A 19,233-nucleotide genomic window follows, 5' to 3' on the forward strand; every position below is an offset into this window, starting at 1 on the left:
TCTCTATTTATCCAATACTGATGAAAGAGCAAGGTGAATTTTAAAACTTTAAAACCTTGCTCCTAGTTTAGTTTGTAGTATCAACTTTCAGTTTCTGCAAATGGTACAAGGTATTCTTTTATTAATGAGTCCGGTTTAAACTTAGAATTATCCAAAAATTGTTCACATCGAATCATAAGTTGATCGTCAGATACTCTTGATTCACAAAGTTCTTGAAGAAAAAGACTTAAATCTGTAATAAGTTGATTTAATTTATTAAGAGTTAAAGCTCTAGAATCGTTAATTACGATAGATTTTGTTGTGTCAGTATTCCGGTGAACAGACACAGGTATACATGAATGCTTGGGATATTCTTTCTTAAACCATTCTACTGAAGCCAATAGTTGACCATAGTTATCCTTATTTAAAGGATTATTTTCGTATTTTCTACTTTTAGCTTCGATAACTAAACCGAGCTTATCATCAAGTAACCACAGTACATCTGGTCCTTTATCACCGTAAATTTTTTCTGGTCTTTCAGCATGAAATCCAAGTATCAAGCCTAAATGTTCAAGAGCTTTCTCAAATATATTAGAAGAAGCCTCTGGAACTAAGTCACAAGAAACTTGTCGAAACCAAGCAAGATAACCTCGTCTATTATTTTTGTAGTTGCTAATAATTATATTTATCATAGCTTCTGCTTGCTTACCTGGATTGGTAAGTGGCACATAGGGTGGAATGACTTGAGGACGTAATAGGTTGTAATTGTCTGCATATGCTTGTTGTTGAAATTTTTGAGACAGATCAGTTTTTTCCCAGAAAAATGCAGCACGAGCAGCTAATTGTTTTAACCATCCTCTGCTTTTTTGATCAATTTCCACTGTATTCTCCCAATACTTTTCTAGCTTATTAATAGCTTTTTCAAAATAGCCATCACGCATAAGTTTAAATACTTTGCGTTCCAGAGATGCCTGATCCAGAGAAGTTTTATCTTCTTCTAATGATTCAGTAAGTTCAGCTAATGTTTCTGAATGGTACTCTATCCAGTCTTTGTCACGATTTAAACATTGTATAATAGTGTCATGCAAGGCTTTTTTATCAACAACGTTTTTACTAATTTCTATTCCTATTTCAAACTGTGCGCGGGTACTCTTATTTAAGAATTTGAGACTAGCGGAACGGCTTATCCAGGCAGTTAGGTCTTGTCCAGTAAGTATGACTACGCAATAATCCCCATGACCTCGCGCACCTCTTCCCATACCCTGTTCAATACGTTGTGCTAATGTACTAGTGAGTTCAGAGCCTCCAACGAATGTATTTGCCCGATATTGATCGTACTCACTACTTCCACGAGGTAATTCTGATAAAATTAATAGCCGACAAGCTGAACCAGGAAGATCAATTCCGTCATAGCGATTAGCAAAAACGAAAGGACCATAAGAATTTCCTTCTTGAAGTTGTTTAACATCAACAGCTACTTTCTCAGATGAATCTGAATAAGTTGCCACATCTTGCCACTTTTGTGCAGCCGTTTTCGATGGTACAAGAATTACTGTTCCCATCTTTTTTTTAGCTATTTCTTGAACCAATTCTTTGATAATTTTTGGAATATCAATAGCAGGGAAAGGCATAAGTTCTGGAGCAAGAATCATTCTCTCACTAACACCAGCTAAAGAGTTTGATGTAATTGGCTTAGATATAGAAACAGGATCAGCATCAAATGTTCTTACAATAGCAGTATCGTCACTTATTGTGGCTGACAGGAAAATACGTCGAGGACAATCTGCAAAAGTTGGAATCATATCTACCAATGGAAAAATTGGTGTGATTACGAAAGTATCTTTGCTAATCAGGCAGTGACAATAATTAAAATTATCCCGAATAAATGGCCACACAAATGTATAATTATCTGCTTTATGACGCAGAAATTCCCTGACCTGTTCAGACTTAGCTTTCCAACTCCAATAAGGAACTTCTAAAATCCCACTGCCTGGTTTACCACTGACAAGATCATCAAATGAACCTAACTTTCCAAGTTTCTCAAAATCGCTACGGAATATACTTGTAAGCTCAGAATAATCCTCTTGATTTTTTTGATTTTTACTTCTTTCAAGACTTAATGTAAAAATATCCCGCATATTTGAAAAAGCAACGTGGGCATCATCAAGTATGATAGCTGCTGCTGTAACAACTTGTTTTATGCCGCCACGAAGTCCAAATCGGCTCTCACCATTAAATAATGATTGATAGGTACAAACAAGAACACTCTTGCCAGAAAGGAAATCCTCAGAAAATCTGCTGCCGTAAGCAACTGCGGGAATATTGTACTCTTTAGCCTTTGCCAAAGTCTGTTCCACAAGTTGAACTGTTGGTGATAAGTAAATTACTGGTTCACGATGTTCATTTAAAATTGACTGAGCAATAAGTAGAGCAACTAAGGTTTTGCCCCCACCTGTGTGCAACTTAATTACTAGATCACGTTCATGTCTACGATTGAACCAATTATTTAATACTTCTGCTTGGCTAGTGTAAATATCGTTGAAACCGGGTATTGGTGGCAAGCGTCGGTAAATTGCTACTGGGTCTATAACAGTTGGTTGAATTTTAGATTCACGTAATTTCTTAAAATCTACCATTGTAAGCTCAAGCCTCCCACTAAACTCTATACTGTACTAACGTATATATAACAGTATAGCTAATTTAAGGCGTTACAGGTAAGATACTGGGAGTATAAGTATATAATTTATTTTGTTTCTGCGTTCTCTGGGTCTCTGTGTGAGATAAATCATCGCTAAAAAGCACCAGTATCAACAATGATCATAATCTCTCTTCTTCTTGTTTATCCTGAAGATAATCAGCCATTTTTGTTTTATAAGTAACAGACAGATCAGAATCACCATTAAAACATCCAACTAAACCAAGTTCTTTAAATATTGCCAATGGAGGTTTATTATTAGCCTGAACTTGATTATAATATTTTTCAATAGCTTGTTTAATAGCTTCACTAAAATCTTGATTCGTCTGTTTCTGAATATAAGCAAGTTTTTCAACACAATCATCATCAAGTTGAATTTCTAATTGCATAAAATTACCTCTAATTGGAAGATTAATGCTTAACTATCAACCATTTTTATTTTATCAAAAAATCATCCCAAAGTTAAAATACCAGCTTGGAAATTCACCACTAAAGACAAAAACTCCAACCATTCTGAACCTAATAAAATCTCCGTTAACTCATCCCCAGCATAAACAGGAATTTCATACTCTTGATTATCCAAAATTACCTTACCTACATAAAGATCAAATCGTGATTCTCCTTGTGCAGTGCGTAACTTTTCCTTGGATATAAATGACCAATTTAAACCGTCTAAATCTTGTTTGTTAATAGCCATAAAGCCTGTGAAACCTGTATCAAATAAAGCATCCACAGGCAGATTTAAAGCATCAGCAGTAATTAATTCAACTTCAAAAAATAACCGCCCCCCATCACCAAAATAACCCTGTATCATATTCTGCCAGTTACTCCAGTGTCATTGATGCCAAATACAAAAGGTATCAGATTAGGATGTTTCTCCCGTGCTTGTTTACTAGCAACTTCCTTATTCTGATCAACGAAATAATCACCACTATCTGGCTCTATAGCAATATACCAACCATAATGTTCTTTCATCAGATCAGGACGCAAACGCTCAAAAATTGCCCAGCAACGTTGATAAAATAGTTCATCTTCCGCTTTACGTTTAGCTAATTCTTCCGGTGATAAAGTCAATTCAGGAAAAATTCTGCCTCTTCTTCTTGGTTGTTGTGATGTTAATTGTGTCATATTTTTTTAACTCCATTTTTACTATTATTTTAATATGAGTAGTAGGGGCGAAGCATTTGGGGGATAACCTATTACTAAAACCATTGATTTTTTGTCCGAATGCTTCGCCCTTGCCTAATTTTTCATCAAATTACTTTGATTTCATATCTGCGATCGCTCCTCTAGTCATAGCTGCGATCGCTTTATCAGTCGCTTTGGGTAAGTGATAATATTTACCTCCGGCTGATTTTGCCAATTCCTTAGCAAAGCCAGTTGATACAAACTTACTCTCAGTATCAATGACCAACAATTGCATCCCTGAAGCCCGAATTCTGCCAGCAATATCTAATAATTCGGCTTTGATATCTGGTTTTTCACCTGGTTCTATGGGTTCACCTAAAGAACGAGCCAGAGGAATATTACCACGTCCATCAGTAATTGCCACAATCACAACTTGACCGATATCGCCACCCATTTGAGCATTTACACCTACACGCACCGCTTGAGTTAAACCATGTGCGAGGGGTGAACCACCACCACAGGGTAATCTTTCTAACCGATTTTTGGCTAAAGCAATCGAACGGGTAGGAGGTAACAAAACTTCTGCTTGTTCTCCTCTAAAAGGTATCAAAGATACTTGATCCCGATTTTGATAGGCTTCTGTTAAAAGCTGCATTACCGCACCCTTAGCAGATTGCATTCTATTTAAAGCCATCGAACCAGAAGCATCCACCACAAACACCACCAAAGCGCCGGCTTTTCGCACCAACCGCTTAGAACGGATATCTCCCTGTTCCACAATCACCTTTTTATCAGGTTGTCTGGCACGGCGTGATTTTTGATACGGGGCTGCGGCTCGCAATGTGGCATCTACGGCTATGCGGCGGGCTTTACCTTTAGGAATCATCGGCTTGATGTACCGTCCTCTATCGTCTGAGAAGATAATACTGCGACTTCCAGATTTACCTTGACGCTGTGCCATTTGGGTAAAATAAAGCACTTCCGGGTCAAGAATTACCCCTTCAGGATCAAAAATAAACTCTTCGGGAATGTCTGGGGGTTCTTGCTGTTCTTGTTCTTCTTCTTTTTCCTCTTCCTGTTCTTCCTCTTGTTCTTCTTCTGATTCCGACTCGTCTTGATTTTCTGGTGGTGGTGGGGGAGGTGGAGGTGGTTGGTCTGGGGGTGGTGTCTGCACTATCGTGGTTCTGGGAACTATCACCAATTCGACAGCCCGACGTAAATCTTCAGCATTGACGGTATTGCGTCCTTCTAAGGCTGCGGCGGCTTTGGCTACTCGCACCGCAAACAATTCTGCCCGATGTCCTTCCACACCCCCGCGAATAGCTTCATTGACGAGGTAGGTAATTTGTTCTGGGGTAATGGTGACTTCTTTTAACCATTCTCGTGCGAGGAGAATTTGGGTTTTGAGTGAGTCTATGTCTTCGCTGTATTGTTGGAGAAATTCTGAAGGAGACTTAGAATAGGCGATCGCTTGTTCAACTGCCTGTACTCTTTGATCTATACCCAGAACTCCGTCTGCTGATAAGGCGATCGCTATTCTATCAAGTAAATGTTCCCTTAACGCACCTTCTTCCGGGTTATAGGTAGCGATAAACAACGGTTTACAAGGATGTTGAAAACTTATCCCTTCCCGTTCAATTTGGTTACGTCCGTCCGATAATACCGATAAAAGTTGATTACTAATTTGGTCATCTAATAAATTGATTTCATCCACATACAGCACACCTCTGTTAGCTGTAGCCAGTAATCCCGGTTGAAAAATTGTATCACCTTGTTTAACCGACTGTTCCACATCCACAGAACCTAAAAGCCGGTCTTCTGTAATCCCCAAAGGAATTTGCAAAAAAGGTGCAGGAATAATTTCCGTTTCTATCTCCTGTCTTTCTTCCGCCAAGAGTTTATCATCCCATTCTTCTGGATGGTTGGGGTCACAGTTGCTAACGGAATCTTTAACAACTTCAATTGGTGGTAATAAAGCGTGAATAGCACGCGCCATCACAGATTTAGCCGTACCGCGACGACCTGCAATTACCACACCCCCCAAAACGGGATCAACTGCTGTCAACAGCAAGGCTATCTTAATCGCTTCTTGACCAACTACAGCAGTCAGCGGAAAAGCAGTCATTGTCGGGGTAAGAGTAGGCGCAGGCATTGTTTCCTTAATAGTTATTATGGTTTTAGCATAGCAATTTCTGGCACATTTAGGAGATGTTTTCAAAGTGTATGGTAACTATCGTCGTCTTGATTAACTTCCTGATTTCCTTCGCACTTTTTTATTTAGCTCAACAATTATGGAAAATAAAACATACTTTAGCAGTTGTAACCGCCAGCTTTGACAAATATGAACGCGCTAGTTATGCAGCTTTACACACAGCACCAGAAAATATTTATATAGGTCAACAAAAGATTAATAATTTACGGTTAGATAATCAAATCCTCAAACAGCAAATCCAACAACTGCGGCAAATTCTCAATCTCATTTTATTAGTTAAACAAATTGCTCAAGGATCATTTTGGTTGCCCATATCTAATCTCAAAAATAAAAATCATCCTAAATCGAAAAATCCGGGTAAACTGGGATAGAATCTCCAAAGTCATAAATTATGCTTAAGCGTTCAAAATTCGAGACTACTCAGTCTCAAATCATGCACCGTGCAGAAGAACTAATTAGTGCTGCATCAAATCGCTACCGCATTACAGTACAAGTCGCAAATCGTGCCAAACGGCGACGTTATGAAGACTTTGAAAATAACGAAGATGCAATCATGAAACCCGTACTCAGAGCAATTATCGAAATGTCTGATGAGTTAAATCAGCCCGAAATTATTGGCGAATTATAAAAGTTAAATTAATCACCGTCATATCTGTAATAGGTTTGGCGGTATTCTCAGGTAATGCTAAGTAGATGAACAGAAAAAGTAAAGGTATGTGAAGAAAAGTAAAATCGCCCAAAACTCTCTTCTTCCTGTTCCCTATTCCCTGTTCCCTGTTCCCTTTTTTTGTAATGCTAATGAAACAGCAAAAAATTTTTAATCGGCAATTCTTTACACTATTTATTATTACCTTAATGACGATGGTAATAATTGTTTTGGGAACAGGAAATACTAATTTATTGCATATTTCACCCGCAACAGCCCAAAGAGTTAGTCCTAGTGATGTATGGCAAAGAGTATACCAGCAAATTCCTGATTTACCTCAAGAAAATCAGTATATTAGTAAAACAACAGGACAAATTGCAGCAAATAATACTTTTGCTAGTCGTCTAATTCGTTATCATATTTATAATAAAGGTAGATCCCCTATTTATCGCCTTGATTGGAAATTGACTTTAGCTGATTACTTGGATGCCAACGAGACTATATATGCTGATGATTATCCAGGTAATGATAGTTTAAAACAAAATCCTTTGGCAAGCGATCGCCTGATTATTAGTAAACTTACTCGTGTTCAAAGAAACAACCTTGTCCAAGTTTTAGTGGATATTTTTAATCCTCCTAAAAACAAGATGTAACTTCAGCAGATATGGCGGATAAAAACTTAGAAGATTTAATTGTCAAAATTGTTAAGAAAGTAATCAAAAAAGAGATCAAAAACCTCAATCAGGATGATGTACCTCTTGTTATTACTGAATCCCATCCTGTATTAGACAATTGGCAAAATCCAGATTCCACAGAAGCAGTCATTGACGATTTACAGATTAGTCCTTACAGCAGATTACCCAATCAAGAAGATTTAGAACTTGAACGTAAATTACGAGAACTCAAGTTTAAACAAGAATTAAGAAAAGATTGGATTAACTTTCTGGTGAAAGATGTAATTGTCTATTCTGCAACTATGATCTTTATTCTTGTACTTGCCGGTTTTTATCTATTTCGTATTAATTAATGATTATTTCCTATTCTAGAATATTTTTAGAGACGTTCCATAGAACATCTCTAAATTATTATCAATTGTCAATTGTTAAATGGTTATTCATGGCTAACTATAGCGGTATGCACTCTTTGTGAGATACAGTCAGCCAATCGCAAACTCTGTAGGGGCGCAGGGTCTGCGCCCTCGATTGTATTGCTAACAATAACCGCTATATTGATTCTCATGGCATTATAGTATTTCTTCATCTAACGAGGTACAAATTTATCTGCGTTCATCTGCGTTTATCCTCTTTCATCTGCGGTTAATTCTTTCTTCTTGTACCTCAATAAAATGGAAATTTCTATACCATAGAAACTAAATGTTGATCCATCCAACTACTTAAATCAGTCATTACTTCCAGATAATTAATATCATAGTGTAAATCATGATAGCCTCCAGGATACTCAATTCTTAACTTATCTGGATAAGTCACATTTTGGTAAAAAATTTCACTTCCTTTTGGTAAAGCGATTCTATCAGCACCACCATGTAAAATTAACAGCGGTAGTTGCCATTTTTCAGCGTGAGTATGAATCCAATCTACTGTAGCAAAGAACTCTGTAGATAACCTAGCAGTAGCGAGAGTATGACGTAATTTATCTTGAGTATAGGTATCTAAAATTTTCTGATCTCGTGAACCTGCGTTAAAATCCAAACCAATATTTAAAGAAAACCTCGGCCACACACGGGAAAGCAACTTACCTAAAATTATACGACTCCGTGGCACTCCTACTTTACCAATGCTGGGTGCAAAAGCAATCACACCTTGCAACGCAGATTTATCTTGGACATAACGGAGAATATAATCTAATGTAATCACACCCCCCAGGCTATGTCCTAATAGAAAAGTTGGGATTCCTGGTTGTTGTTGTTGAATTAATGTGAGGAAAGCTTGTAAATCATCTCGAAATTCAGCCCAGGTATTAATGTAACCTCTTTGACCTGCTGAACGGCCATGACCACGTAAGTCAAAACCATAAATAGCATATCCCTTCGATAACAAATGTTTAACTATAGTTTTGTAAAGTCCGCTGTGTCCTCCAAGTCCATGCACAATAGTTAATATTCCCCTTAACTCACCTTCAGGATGCCAGCTTTGGTAATACAAATCCAGCCCCCCCACACCTGAAAATGTCCCTTCTTGATAAGATGCAATCGTGTCGCTATGGTAAATCATAGAGTTAATTTTTTACGTCTTTAACTAGCAAGCTACTAGCCTATCAACGTATATTGTAGAGAAAATTGCTTCTCACTGTAGGAAGAAATACAGATAATTCCGCAAAAATTATCATGTTCTGAAAATAACCAGCATAGTTGAGGTTGGATCTTGGGAAATTTAAAAAATATATCTGCAAAGATGTGATTTACAGTACAAAACTTTATGCCAAAAGGGTTTAGTATTACAAATTTAGCAATTTGGTGATTAGTTATTGCTTATAGCAATTCTGAATGCAGCTTCACAAAATTACCATGTTTTGCCTCTTCTTCTATGGCTTGAGCTATGCTATCAGAAGTTAGTTATATATGGGCTGACATGAAATTGCTATCACTCGCTCACAGAAACAACTAATAACTAACAAATTATGAAATTCTCCCTAGCTGCAAATGCTGTTCAATCCCGTCAGACAAAAGAACGATTTGCAAAACCAGAAGAACAATTATCCTATGAATTGGGTAAAGCCGTACAGGAACTACCACCGCTTTATACAAGATTGTTAGCGGGAACAATTAGTATGATTATATTTGGGGCGATTTCCTGGGCAAATTTTTCGGAAATTGATGAAGTCGCTACAGCACCAGGAGAATTAATTGCTTCCACCCAAGTTAGACCGGTGACAGCTTTGGGTAATGGTTCTATTTTAGCAGTAAAAGTCCAAGAAGGCGATCGCGTCACCAAAGATCAAATCTTAATTGAACGTGATCCCAATTTTCAACAAAGTAATGTTAACCGTCTCGCTAAATCTAGTAAATTAATTGAAGACGACTTACAACGATTACAAGCTGAACGTTCTGGAGGTAAGACTACAGGAACAATTATCCAAGATGAACTTTTAAACTCCCGTTTATTAGACTACAAAGCCAAACAAGCAGCAGCGGAAGCCGAAGCCAAACGTCAAAAATCAACTATTAATCAAGCCAAAGTTCGTTTGAGTCGTTTACAAGAAAATTTAGCGAATGCAAAAATTAGTTTTACTAATGCTCAAAAAAACTTAGAGAATGTAAAAAGCCTGCGTTCTATGTTAGATAATAATTTGGCAATTGCTAAACAACGTGAAGAAAATCTCCGTACCTTAATTCAACCCGGTGCTTTAGCTAGAGTTGATTATCTCGAAGCTCAAGAAAGATTAAATCGTGCCAATACAGATATTATTAGAAGTTCCGATGAAGTTACAAAAACTCAAAATAGTTTAACAGAAGCTCAAGATAGAGTTACATCTTTAGAAAAAGATATTGCTGCTCAATTTCAAGCAGTGAGTCAAGCAGAACAAGCCTATCAAACAGCACTTAATCAAAATATTCGTTTAACCTCAGAACGTCAAAGTGAAATTCTCACCCAAATCAATAGACGTAAAGAAGAATTAGCTAATATTGTTGGTCAATTAGAACAAGCTAAACAACAAAAAGACGGAGAAACTATCAAAGCCCCTGTGGCTGGGACAATTTACAAAATTAAAGCTACCAAAGGTCCAGTACAATCTGGAGAAGAACTACTCTCGATTTTACCAGCAGGAGAAGAAATGCTCCTCGAAGTAAAAGTTCTTAACCGTGATATTGGCTTTATTAATCAGGGAATGAAAGCAAAAGTCAAAATTGCCACTTTTCCTTTTCAAGAATTTGGTGTAGTTGAAGGAGAAGTATTACAAATCAGTCCCAATGCCATAATTGATAAAGATTTAGGTTTAATCTTTCCGACAAGAATTAAGTTAAGTAAACATTCCTTGAACGTGCGCGGACAAGAGGTAGAATTCAATCCAGGTATGGCTGCTAACGCCGAAATTGTCACTCGCAAAAAGTCGGTTTTGACATTCATTATTGAACCAATTACTCGACGATTTAGCGAAGCCTTTTCTGTGAGATAATGGAAAAAGTTATCTAAAAATGACCAAAGACAGGAGTTTTTGTTTGAATACAGTTTTCCTGTCTTTCTTCCTTTGCGTTTTTGCTCCTTAGCGTCTCTGCGCGAAATCAAAACAAAATATGGATAAACAGCATTTACAAAAACTGCTTATTGGTGATTTAACCTGGAAACGAATGTTAAAATCATTACTTTTTATTTACGCCTTTTTTGCGGTTTATGTTTATTTTCGTGCTGACAGCATGATTTTTTTACCTCAACCATCCAGCTATCAAGATAATCAGGATATTCTCAAACTCAAAAATACAGATAATAAAAATATTTCTGCTATTTATTTACCCAATAATCAAGCTAAATATACAATTCTTTATGCTCATGGCAATGCTGAAGATTTGGGATATATTAAACCACATTTAGAAAAAATTCGCAATTTGGGTTTTAGTGTCTTTGCTTATGATTATCGTGGATATGGTACAAGTGAAGGCACACCTACAGAAAAAACTGCTTATCAAGATATTGATACTGCTTACAATTATTTAACTCAAACGTTAAAAATTCCTCCTCAACAAATTATAGTATTTGGGCGTTCCGTTGGTGGTGGTTCAGCCGTAGATTTAGCATCAAGAAAACCTGTTGGTGGGTTAATAGTTGAAAGTAGCTTTACTTCTATTTTTCGGGTAGTTGTTCCTGTGCCACTTTTACCCTTTGATAAATTTACTAATCGCGCAAAAATCAAAAAGGTAAATTCCCCAGTTTTGATCATACATGGTAAAAATGATGAAATTATTCCTTTTACTCATGGAGAAAAATTATTTGCTGCGGTATCTTCTCCCAAACTTTCTTTTTGGGTAGAAAAAGCCAGCCATAATGATTTATCTTTTGTTGCAGGAGAAAAGTATGGAGAGATGTTAAAAAAGTTTGCTGATTTGGTTGAGAAAAATCACCGTAGGGGCAAACCCCCTGTGGTTGCCCCAAATAACGGGTAGGCACGGGGGCGCTACCCCTACATTAAATAAATGACGTAGGAGCAAACCCCCTGTGGTTGCCCCAAATAACGGGGTAGGCACGGGGGCGCTACCCTTACATTAAATCCAAATTCCGTGGAATCCGTAAGGTATACGTTGGGGGATAATTACCCGTGCTATGGGTTCATTAGTCATGTCTTGGGCGTTAATAACTACAAGTTCTGATGTTTGGGAATTTTCATCATGAACAAATGTTACTAACCATCCTTCGTCTTCTACTGTGGAATTAGGACATGGTGCAAATACTGCTTCTCCACCATAGCGATTTTTACCAAATTCATGGATGTGAGATTTACCATTTTCAAAGTCGTATTTGATAACACCATCAAATAAAGGATTTTGACTATGTGCCATTTTTCCTACATAGCCAAATTGGGTTTTTCTCCCTAACAGATTTTCGTTGATACGGGGAAATTCTCCCGGTATATCATCTAGTTTTTCTTCTGTGACTGCACCTGTAGAAAGGTTAAAATGCCAACGGTGGAGAAGAGGAATATCTCCTTTTTCGTCACGGTATGTATCTTCAGAAACAAGAACATTACTAGAATTCATGCGACAAGCGATAAGTACCACTTCGTCTCCTGCTTCATAAGCGTTGAGGGTGTGGAAGACGTAACAAGAGGGACTTTCAAACCAGCGAATATTGCTGTTGTCACCATGACGAGGCATTATACCAAACCGACTGGGGCGATCGCTCTCAAACATCATCATTGGTTCTCCCCGTTGCATTCGTTCCACACTAAATGTCAGGGGTAAATCCATAAAAATGGTATAATTTTCTGTGATGGCGAAATCGTGCATCATCACCGCCATGGGGATGTCAATGGGTACTGTTCGCAATAATTCACCTTGGGCAGAAACTATGCCATATTGTAGATAAGGTGGTTCAAAACCGTAACCGAAAAACATCATTTCCCCTGTGACTGGATCTACCTTGGGGTGGGCAGTAAAGGCGGAAACTAGTTTATTATTATAGGTGTGTTCCCCAATAGTGGCTAAATCAGGAACGCTGATTTGATGGGGCGCACCTCCCTCCCATAAAGCCAAAAGTTGTTGATTATGCCATGCTAGGGCTGTATTAGCGGTATTTTTGCCAGATCCGTGGGGGTTATCTATTTGCGGTGGTTCTAAAAGTCCACTCCACACAGCTTTACCCACTTCATGTTCAATGTTCCATCCTTTCGTTCTGATGTAGCGATTACAATAAGTAGCTTTACCGTTCTTAATTTCTACTCCATGTAACATTCCATCACCATCAAACCAGTGATATTGGCCAATGGGTTGCCATTGCGGGTTAGGACCATTCCGAATAAACATCCCTGATAATTTTGGGGGTAGTTCTCCGATTACTTCTAGGGTGTCAGTGGTGATTTCAGTATTTATGGGGGCAAAGTTGCCTTCTAAATAGGGATTTATGACTGTTGATGCTATGGTCATAGTCAGTGAGTTAGATAGCGACACTTTACTTAATATAATAAGCGATCGCTATTTGTGCTATAAGAGACAGTAAAATTCTGATTTTTCCTTTTTTTTATGATCATAATTATGTAATAATTAATTTAATCAAATTCAAAATAATCTATTTATCATAAATCTAAACAATGCAAGTAGAATCACAAGTATCTAATATTGATAATAATATTTTTACTGATTTCGGTGGGGTAATGATTCCTCAATCACCTGCTGGATTTAAATCAGGTTTTATCGGCATTATCGGCCGTCCTAATGTGGGTAAATCCACTTTAATGAATGAATTAGTTGGGCAAAAAATCGCCATTACTTCCCCCGTCTCCCAAACTACTCGCAATCGGTTAAAGGGGATTTTAACCACAGAAACAGCCCAATTAATTTTTGTGGATACACCAGGTATTCACAAACCTCATCATCAATTAGGGGAAGTGCTGGTAAAAAATGCGAAAATTGCCATTGAATCAGTAGATGTGATATTATTTGTAGTTGATGGTACAGTAGCTTGTGGTCCAGGCGATCGCTATGTTGCTGAACTACTAATTAATAGTCAAACACCTGTAATTCTGGGAATTAACAAAATTGATGAACAACCAGAAGATGCTCAAAAAATAGATGAAAGTTACATCCAATTAGCTAATAGCTATAATTGGCAAAGTGTAAAATTTTCCGCTAAAACTGGCGCGGAATTATTACAACTACAAGAATTATTAATTAGTCATCTCGAACCAGGTCCATTTTATTATCCACCCGATTTAGTTACAGACCAACCAGAACGGTTTATCATGGGTGAATTAATTCGAGAACAGATATTATTATTAACCCGTCAAGAAGTTCCCCATTCCGTAGCGATCGCCATTGATTTAGTCGAAGAAACCCCAAAAATTACCCGCGTGCTTGCTACTATCCATGTTGAGAGAGATTCTCAAAAAGGAATCCTCATTGGTAAAGGAGGAACAATGCTCAAAGCTGTGGGTAGTGCAGCTAGAGAACAAATTCAAAAGCTAATTGCTGGGAAAGTTTATCTAGAATTATTTGTAAAAGTACAACCTAAATGGCGACATTCACGAGTACGGTTAGCAGAACTAGGTTATCGTGTCGAGGAATAGGTGATTAACAATTGACAATTAACAATGGACAATTGACAATTGTTAATTGATAAACTGTAGATTTTATTGTAATATCGTTGCGTCCGACTTTTTTGAAAGTCAGCACCAAGGCAATTATGATTAAATCTTGGATGATAATTGGCAGTATAACATTCTTAGTAGCCTTCGCTGGTAACTGGATTACACCTAACCAGAATCAATGGTTTCGGCATTTAAAAAGACCTAAATGGTTAACCTTTGAATCAGCAATTCCCCTGATTTGGACTATAATATTTATCTGTGGTGCTTGGTCAGCTTACATCATTTGGGAACACAGCCCAAACACCGAAATAACTCGTTTAATGATGGGTTTGTACCTACTACTAGAGATCTTTACTATCGCTTACACCCCTGTAATGTTACGTCTTCGTAGTCTCATCGTCGGGACAATCCTGGGTGGTACAGGTTTACTCATTTGTATTTTAATTACACTAGCCGTTTTATCAGTATCATCCTGGGCAGCATTACTATTATTGCCCTATTTACTGTGGAGTCCCATAGGTACATATACCACATGGCAAATGAGTCGTCTTAATCCTCAAGATGCTTAAGCAATATAGTAGAGACGTTCCATGGAACGTCTCTACATTTTTTTTGTTTTGCTTAAACCTCATAAAACAGAAGATTTATTTTCTGTTGTCTGAATGAAAGTTTGAAAATCTCCATTTGGTGTCCACTGAATAGCACCATCTTTACCAGTAAAGAAAAGTTTTGTTTGCCCTTTACTCAAAGCAGATAAAGTTTTACTATCTAAATTACTCCCAGGAGCGATCGCTATTTGTGGTTTTAGTGCTAAAACTAAATCTTGTAAAGATTCTGATGGACACCATAACACCTGGGGAGAAGATAAATCTCCAGTTTTAATCAATTCGGCAATTTGTTGAGATTTAATGTTACCTACTAATAACCAACTTTGATTAAAAATTTGTAATTTTAAAATCGGTACTTGGTCATTAATTAATTGTGCCATAATTGTGGGAGTATTGATAAGTTGTCCCAGTGGCAAATTTTGATAGATTCCTTGGTGTTTTTGGAGTTGCTGTTGCAGGATCTGAGTTTCAATATTATTTTCTGAATTGGCAGTATATTCATACAAATTCTTAATTGGTAAACTTTGCATAATTTCCAACCAAGCATCATGAGTATAACCGGGAAACTTACTTGCGATCGCCCAATTAATTTGATTTATTCCTTGTTGTCTTAAAAATGGTAAAATCGTAAATCTGCCTGTGCCTTCATTCCCACTATTAATTACTGTAGTTTTCCCCCGATCTTGAATTACTAAAACAGGTTCTGTTCTCGTTTCTAATAAAGTAATTCTCAATAAATTATTAGCAGAATGCCAAACGGGAACAAGTACCAAACCAACTGCAATTAAACCTGCAAACCACCAACGTTTTTGCCACCATTTAACTAACCAAGCTAAAATAATTAAAATATAAATAGTCAACATTTGCCAAGTTGAGATACTACCAACTGCTACCAAGCTTCCTGGCAAATTAGCAAAAAATTCCACAAGTTGAATTAACCAATGGGTAGGATAATATAAAAAACTGGCTAAAGTGCTACCTAAATCTGGTGAAATCAAACTTACCAAACCGCTAATCATTCCCCCAATACTAACGATAGAAATAAATGGTGTTGTCAGAATATTTAGAGGCACACTATAAATAGGAATGACACTAGAAAATTCCAGCAATCGGGGTAAAGTCCAAATTGTCGCTGCTAAAGGTACAGAAATTAAAGAAGCGATCGCCGGTGGTAGCCAATCTAAACGTTGAGTAATTGCAGATGCACTGACAATTAACCCCAATGTTGCTAAAAAACTCAGTTGAAAGCCTAAATCCCAAATCCAGAGAGGATTAAACAATAATAATAATGTTGCTGCTATTAATAAAGATCCCAATTGCTTCACATTTCTTTCCAAAGCCAAACCCACCAAAGCCGCAAAGCCCATAATTACGGCTCTTAACACCGCAGGTTGAAAACCTGATAAAAACAAAAAAGTAATTAATCCTAAGCCACCAAGAGTAATCTGCGTCGCTTTATTGGCACGCTTGGTTAGCTGTAAAATTACACCCAAAATTAGAGAAGTTTGAAATCCAGATGCAGCTAAAGCATGAGCTAAACCAGCTTTGACAAATAAATCGCGGATATCATAAGGTAAATCAACAGCCTTACCACCTAAAACCATTGCACTGACAAGCGGACCTTCAGGAACACCTAATGAACTAGCTTGCGATCGCCCAATTTTCTCACGAACTTGCCACCATCCCCAAGGACGTTCATCATCCAAAATATTAATCTGTCTACCAATTAAACCTGCAAAAGTCTCCTCCTGTCGCAGATATTTCTGAAAATCAAAACCACCAGGATTGGAAGCTGCTGTTGGTTTATACAAAAATCCCGTCACCGCAATTTGTTGTCCAGGATATAAACCAGTAGATTGTAGTATCGGTACAGTTACATATAACCTACCCGTCACTCCTTTAGAAATCCCCGCAGGACCTTGATTATTTTTCACCTCATCTAACTGAGTTGCTGCTAACCAAAATTGTCCTCTTTGACTACGAGTTACGCGGGGATTACTATCCACCAACCCACGCACAATCACCAATTGTTCAAAATTACTATTATCACCAGCAGCAAACTGACTAATATCTTTTATTCCCGGTTGAGGTACACGCAATTGCAAATAAACAGTAGCCAACAAACCCACCAACCCAGCAATTAACCATATTCTAGGATGGGGAGTACCCGTCCAGTTATTCACAGCAGCCTTAGTTTTGCCAACAGCACCTTCTTTTTTAAGAGCAAATTTTCGCAGCTTATTATATATTCGCCGAAAGAAAACCGCCCCAACTACACCCAATAGTAAAATCCATACACCACCCCAAGGAATTGCCGTAAACAGCAAACCCAAAATATAACTAAGACAGATAATTATTCCACTTGTCTGCATCATAAAAATTTAATTGCCAAAGCACCCAGTTCAGAGAATACCGTATAAATATTTAACTTGCTTGGGAAAGATATAATTCATCCTTGGTAGCTTTGGCAATCACAACATCACAAAGAAATACCCAAATTCAACCCTAAAACAGCATGAACAAACATAATCAAAAGTGCTGTGCTTCCTAAATAAGCATGAACCGCACGTAATCCAGCCTTATCCCCAAAAAATCCACTCAGAGAAATTACACCATTAATTAATAACAGTATCAACACCAGTGAACCAGTCCAAAAATGTGGACTTTCAAACAGTGGTTTTTGCTGCATCACCAACGACAAAACCCCACCAGTATAGCCACCTGCCAAGAACACAAACAACCAAGGAGCTAATTGACGATGGGCGTTACGGCTTTGAATTGCTGCATCCTTATTCTTCCCCTCCAGCAACTTTCCGCGCCAACCCGTCACCCCCACAAAAGTCCCTACCACAAAAATCACAATCCCCATCATCACTGGATGTCCCCAATGCACAACCACTTCAGGAACACCCAACGAACGAAACCAAGCCGCAATCGGTTCTAAAGCTGCACTTATATTTATCATTCAACACACACCACTATTTTTAACATCAACTTCCGCATCCCACAGGGCAGGGGGGATTAAAAAATTTGGCATTGCTGATAGCCTGCGTGGCGAAGCCATATTGAGGTATGAAAATCAAAAATTCCATGTCTCAAACTCTTACCTTTGCGCCTTTGCGCCTTTGCGTGAGCTTATTCATACTCCAATTAGGCAACGCCAAAAATTTTAGCTTACGGTATCTCTCAGCAACGGAAAACCTAACTTTTCCCTTTGTTCAACATATAAATGAGCTACTTTCCTAGCCAAATGCCGAATCCTAGTAATGTAACGAGTCCGTTCCGTCACTGAAATTACTCCTCTAGCATCAAGCAAATTGAAAGCATGGGAACACTTAATTACATAGTCCAAGCTAGGTAAAACCAATCCTCGCTCCGTTAATTGAGTAGCTTCCTGCTCATATAAACTAAACAGCGTTAGCAACATCTCAGGATTCGACGCTTCAAAGTTATAAGTACACTGCTCAATCTCACCCTGAAGATGAACATCACCATAAGTAAGGTTATCCGTCCACTGAATCTTAGTAATTGCCTCCACTTGCTGAAGATACATCACCAATCTCTCTAAACCATAAGTAATCTCAATGGACACAGGACGGCAATCAATTCCTCCACATTGTTGGAAATATGTAAATTGAGTAATTTCCATCCCATCTAACCAAACTTCCCAACCCGTACCCCAAGCCCCCACAGTCGCATCTTCCCAGTTATCTTCCACAAAACGAATATCGTGGTCTTCAGGACAAATCCCTAACGCCCGTAAAGAATCAAGATAAATTTCCTGAATATTATCCGGTGACGGCTTAATCAACACTTGGTATTGATAGTAATGCTGAAACCTATTCGGATTTTCGCCGTAACGACCATCTGTAGGACGACGACAAGGTTCAACATAAGCTACAGCCCAAGGTTCAGGACCCAAAGCCCTTAAAAAAGTATGGGGGTTCTTCGTACCCGCGCCCTTCTCCATATCATAGGGCTGGGCAATCAAACAGCCACGCTGTCCCCAAAACTGATGCAATATCGTTATTACTGACTGAAAATTCACTATCTACTCTTCCTTGAGTCAACAATGCCTAACCCATTGTGGACTAAACCCAGCATTGTGAGCAGTTTTCAGACAAAAAATAAACAGGAGTAAAAATAGTTTGAAAAAAGAGTTGACAAACTAAAGTAGGTTCGATATATTAAATAAGTGCCGGAGAGCGAAGCC

Annotated in this window: 18 protein-coding genes; 8 read left to right on the plus strand and 10 right to left on the minus strand. The window is 38.0% G+C overall.

The window, feature by feature from the left end:
- Positions 1-80: 80 nt before the first annotated feature.
- From FJR04_RS06460 to bchD, 5 genes are all read right to left on the minus strand, one after another.
- On the minus strand, positions 81-2,615 hold the full coding sequence (locus tag FJR04_RS06460) for a DEAD/DEAH box helicase family protein (protein WP_168492853.1): 2,535 nt from the start codon (positions 2,613-2,615) through the stop codon (positions 81-83).
- Positions 2,616-2,796: 181 nt separating this feature from the next.
- On the minus strand, positions 2,797-3,063 hold the full coding sequence (locus FJR04_RS06465) for a ribbon-helix-helix domain-containing protein (protein ID WP_168492855.1): 267 nt from the start codon (positions 3,061-3,063) through the stop codon (positions 2,797-2,799).
- Between the two features lie 62 nt (positions 3,064-3,125).
- On the minus strand, positions 3,126-3,488 hold the full coding sequence (locus FJR04_RS06470) for an aspartyl protease (protein WP_168492857.1): 363 nt from the start codon (positions 3,486-3,488) through the stop codon (positions 3,126-3,128).
- The gene (locus FJR04_RS06475) at positions 3,485-3,802 is read right to left on the minus strand and encodes a hypothetical protein (protein ID WP_168492859.1); all 318 of its coding nucleotides are present in this window, start codon (positions 3,800-3,802) and stop codon (positions 3,485-3,487) included. Before FJR04_RS06475 ends, FJR04_RS06470 begins: the two co-directional genes overlap by 4 nt.
- Positions 3,803-3,932: 130 nt before the next feature.
- A complete protein-coding gene (gene bchD / locus FJR04_RS06480) occupies positions 3,933-5,954 on the minus strand; it encodes a magnesium chelatase ATPase subunit D (RefSeq protein ID WP_168492861.1) in 2,022 nt (673 codons plus the stop codon).
- Between the two features lie 71 nt (positions 5,955-6,025).
- Here bchD and FJR04_RS06485 point away from each other — a divergent pair, with 71 nt between their 5' ends.
- The 4 genes from FJR04_RS06485 to FJR04_RS25710 all read left to right on the plus strand — a co-directional run bounded on the left by FJR04_RS06485 (position 6,026) and on the right by FJR04_RS25710 (position 7,687).
- On the plus strand, positions 6,026-6,385 hold the full coding sequence (locus tag FJR04_RS06485) for a hypothetical protein (RefSeq protein WP_168492863.1): 360 nt from the start codon (positions 6,026-6,028) through the stop codon (positions 6,383-6,385).
- A 20-nt stretch (positions 6,386-6,405) separates the two neighbouring features.
- The gene (locus tag FJR04_RS06490; protein WP_104389471.1) at positions 6,406-6,642 is read left to right on the plus strand and encodes a DNA-directed RNA polymerase subunit omega; all 237 of its coding nucleotides are present in this window, start codon (positions 6,406-6,408) and stop codon (positions 6,640-6,642) included.
- 227 nt (positions 6,643-6,869) lie between these two features.
- On the plus strand, positions 6,870-7,313 hold the full coding sequence (locus FJR04_RS06495) for a hypothetical protein (RefSeq protein ID WP_254445220.1): 444 nt from the start codon (positions 6,870-6,872) through the stop codon (positions 7,311-7,313).
- A gap of 11 nt (positions 7,314-7,324) precedes the next feature.
- Entirely contained in the window at positions 7,325-7,687 is a 363-nt protein-coding gene (locus tag FJR04_RS25710; protein ID WP_174763511.1) for a hypothetical protein, read from the plus strand.
- A 328-nt stretch (positions 7,688-8,015) separates the two neighbouring features.
- Here the strand turns inward: FJR04_RS25710 and FJR04_RS06505 are convergent, their stop codons facing one another.
- Positions 8,016-8,891: an alpha/beta hydrolase gene (locus tag FJR04_RS06505; protein ID WP_168492867.1), complete on the minus strand. Its 876-nt coding sequence runs from the start codon at positions 8,889-8,891 to the stop codon at positions 8,016-8,018.
- 406 nt (positions 8,892-9,297) lie between these two features.
- Here FJR04_RS06505 and FJR04_RS06510 point away from each other — a divergent pair, with 406 nt between their 5' ends.
- Together FJR04_RS06510 and FJR04_RS06515 are read left to right on the plus strand one after the other, a co-directional pair.
- Positions 9,298-10,794, plus strand: coding sequence for an HlyD family efflux transporter periplasmic adaptor subunit (locus FJR04_RS06510; protein WP_168492869.1), 1,497 nt, complete (start codon positions 9,298-9,300; stop codon positions 10,792-10,794).
- Positions 10,795-10,912: 118 nt separating this feature from the next.
- Complete coding sequence (locus FJR04_RS06515; protein WP_168492871.1) at positions 10,913-11,776, plus strand: alpha/beta hydrolase; 864 nt, start codon at positions 10,913-10,915, stop codon at positions 11,774-11,776.
- 99 nt (positions 11,777-11,875) lie between these two features.
- Here FJR04_RS06515 and FJR04_RS06520 read toward each other — a convergent pair whose 3' ends face one another.
- Positions 11,876-13,252 carry a carotenoid oxygenase family protein gene (locus tag FJR04_RS06520; protein ID WP_174764087.1) on the minus strand — a complete coding sequence of 459 codons (1,377 nt, stop codon included), beginning with the start codon at positions 13,250-13,252 and terminating at the stop codon, positions 11,876-11,878.
- 164 nt (positions 13,253-13,416) lie between these two features.
- Here FJR04_RS06520 and era point away from each other — a divergent pair, with 164 nt between their 5' ends.
- Complete coding sequence (gene era / locus FJR04_RS06525) at positions 13,417-14,391, plus strand: GTPase Era (protein ID WP_168492873.1); 975 nt, start codon at positions 13,417-13,419, stop codon at positions 14,389-14,391.
- A 116-nt stretch (positions 14,392-14,507) separates the two neighbouring features.
- Positions 14,508-14,981 (plus strand): TspO/MBR family protein, encoded by a 474-nt coding sequence (locus FJR04_RS06530; protein WP_168492875.1) that lies wholly within the window; start codon positions 14,508-14,510, stop codon positions 14,979-14,981.
- A 59-nt stretch (positions 14,982-15,040) separates the two neighbouring features.
- Here the strand turns inward: FJR04_RS06530 and FJR04_RS06535 are convergent, their stop codons facing one another.
- The 3 genes from FJR04_RS06535 to glyQ all read right to left on the minus strand — a co-directional run bounded on the left by FJR04_RS06535 (position 15,041) and on the right by glyQ (position 19,068).
- Positions 15,041-17,395, minus strand: coding sequence for a ComEC/Rec2 family competence protein (locus FJR04_RS06535; RefSeq protein WP_168492877.1), 2,355 nt, complete (start codon positions 17,393-17,395; stop codon positions 15,041-15,043).
- Between the two features lie 104 nt (positions 17,396-17,499).
- Positions 17,500-17,985: a DUF4079 domain-containing protein gene (locus FJR04_RS06540; protein ID WP_168492879.1), complete on the minus strand. Its 486-nt coding sequence runs from the start codon at positions 17,983-17,985 to the stop codon at positions 17,500-17,502.
- A 204-nt stretch (positions 17,986-18,189) separates the two neighbouring features.
- Positions 18,190-19,068, minus strand: a complete 879-nt coding sequence (gene glyQ, locus FJR04_RS06545) for a glycine--tRNA ligase subunit alpha (RefSeq protein ID WP_168492881.1) — start codon at positions 19,066-19,068, stop codon at positions 18,190-18,192.
- Between the last annotated feature and the right edge of the window lie 165 nt (positions 19,069-19,233).

The organism is Anabaena sp. UHCC 0204 (assembly GCF_009711975.1).
In the GTDB taxonomy this organism is placed as follows: domain Bacteria; phylum Cyanobacteriota; class Cyanobacteriia; order Cyanobacteriales; family Nostocaceae; genus Dolichospermum.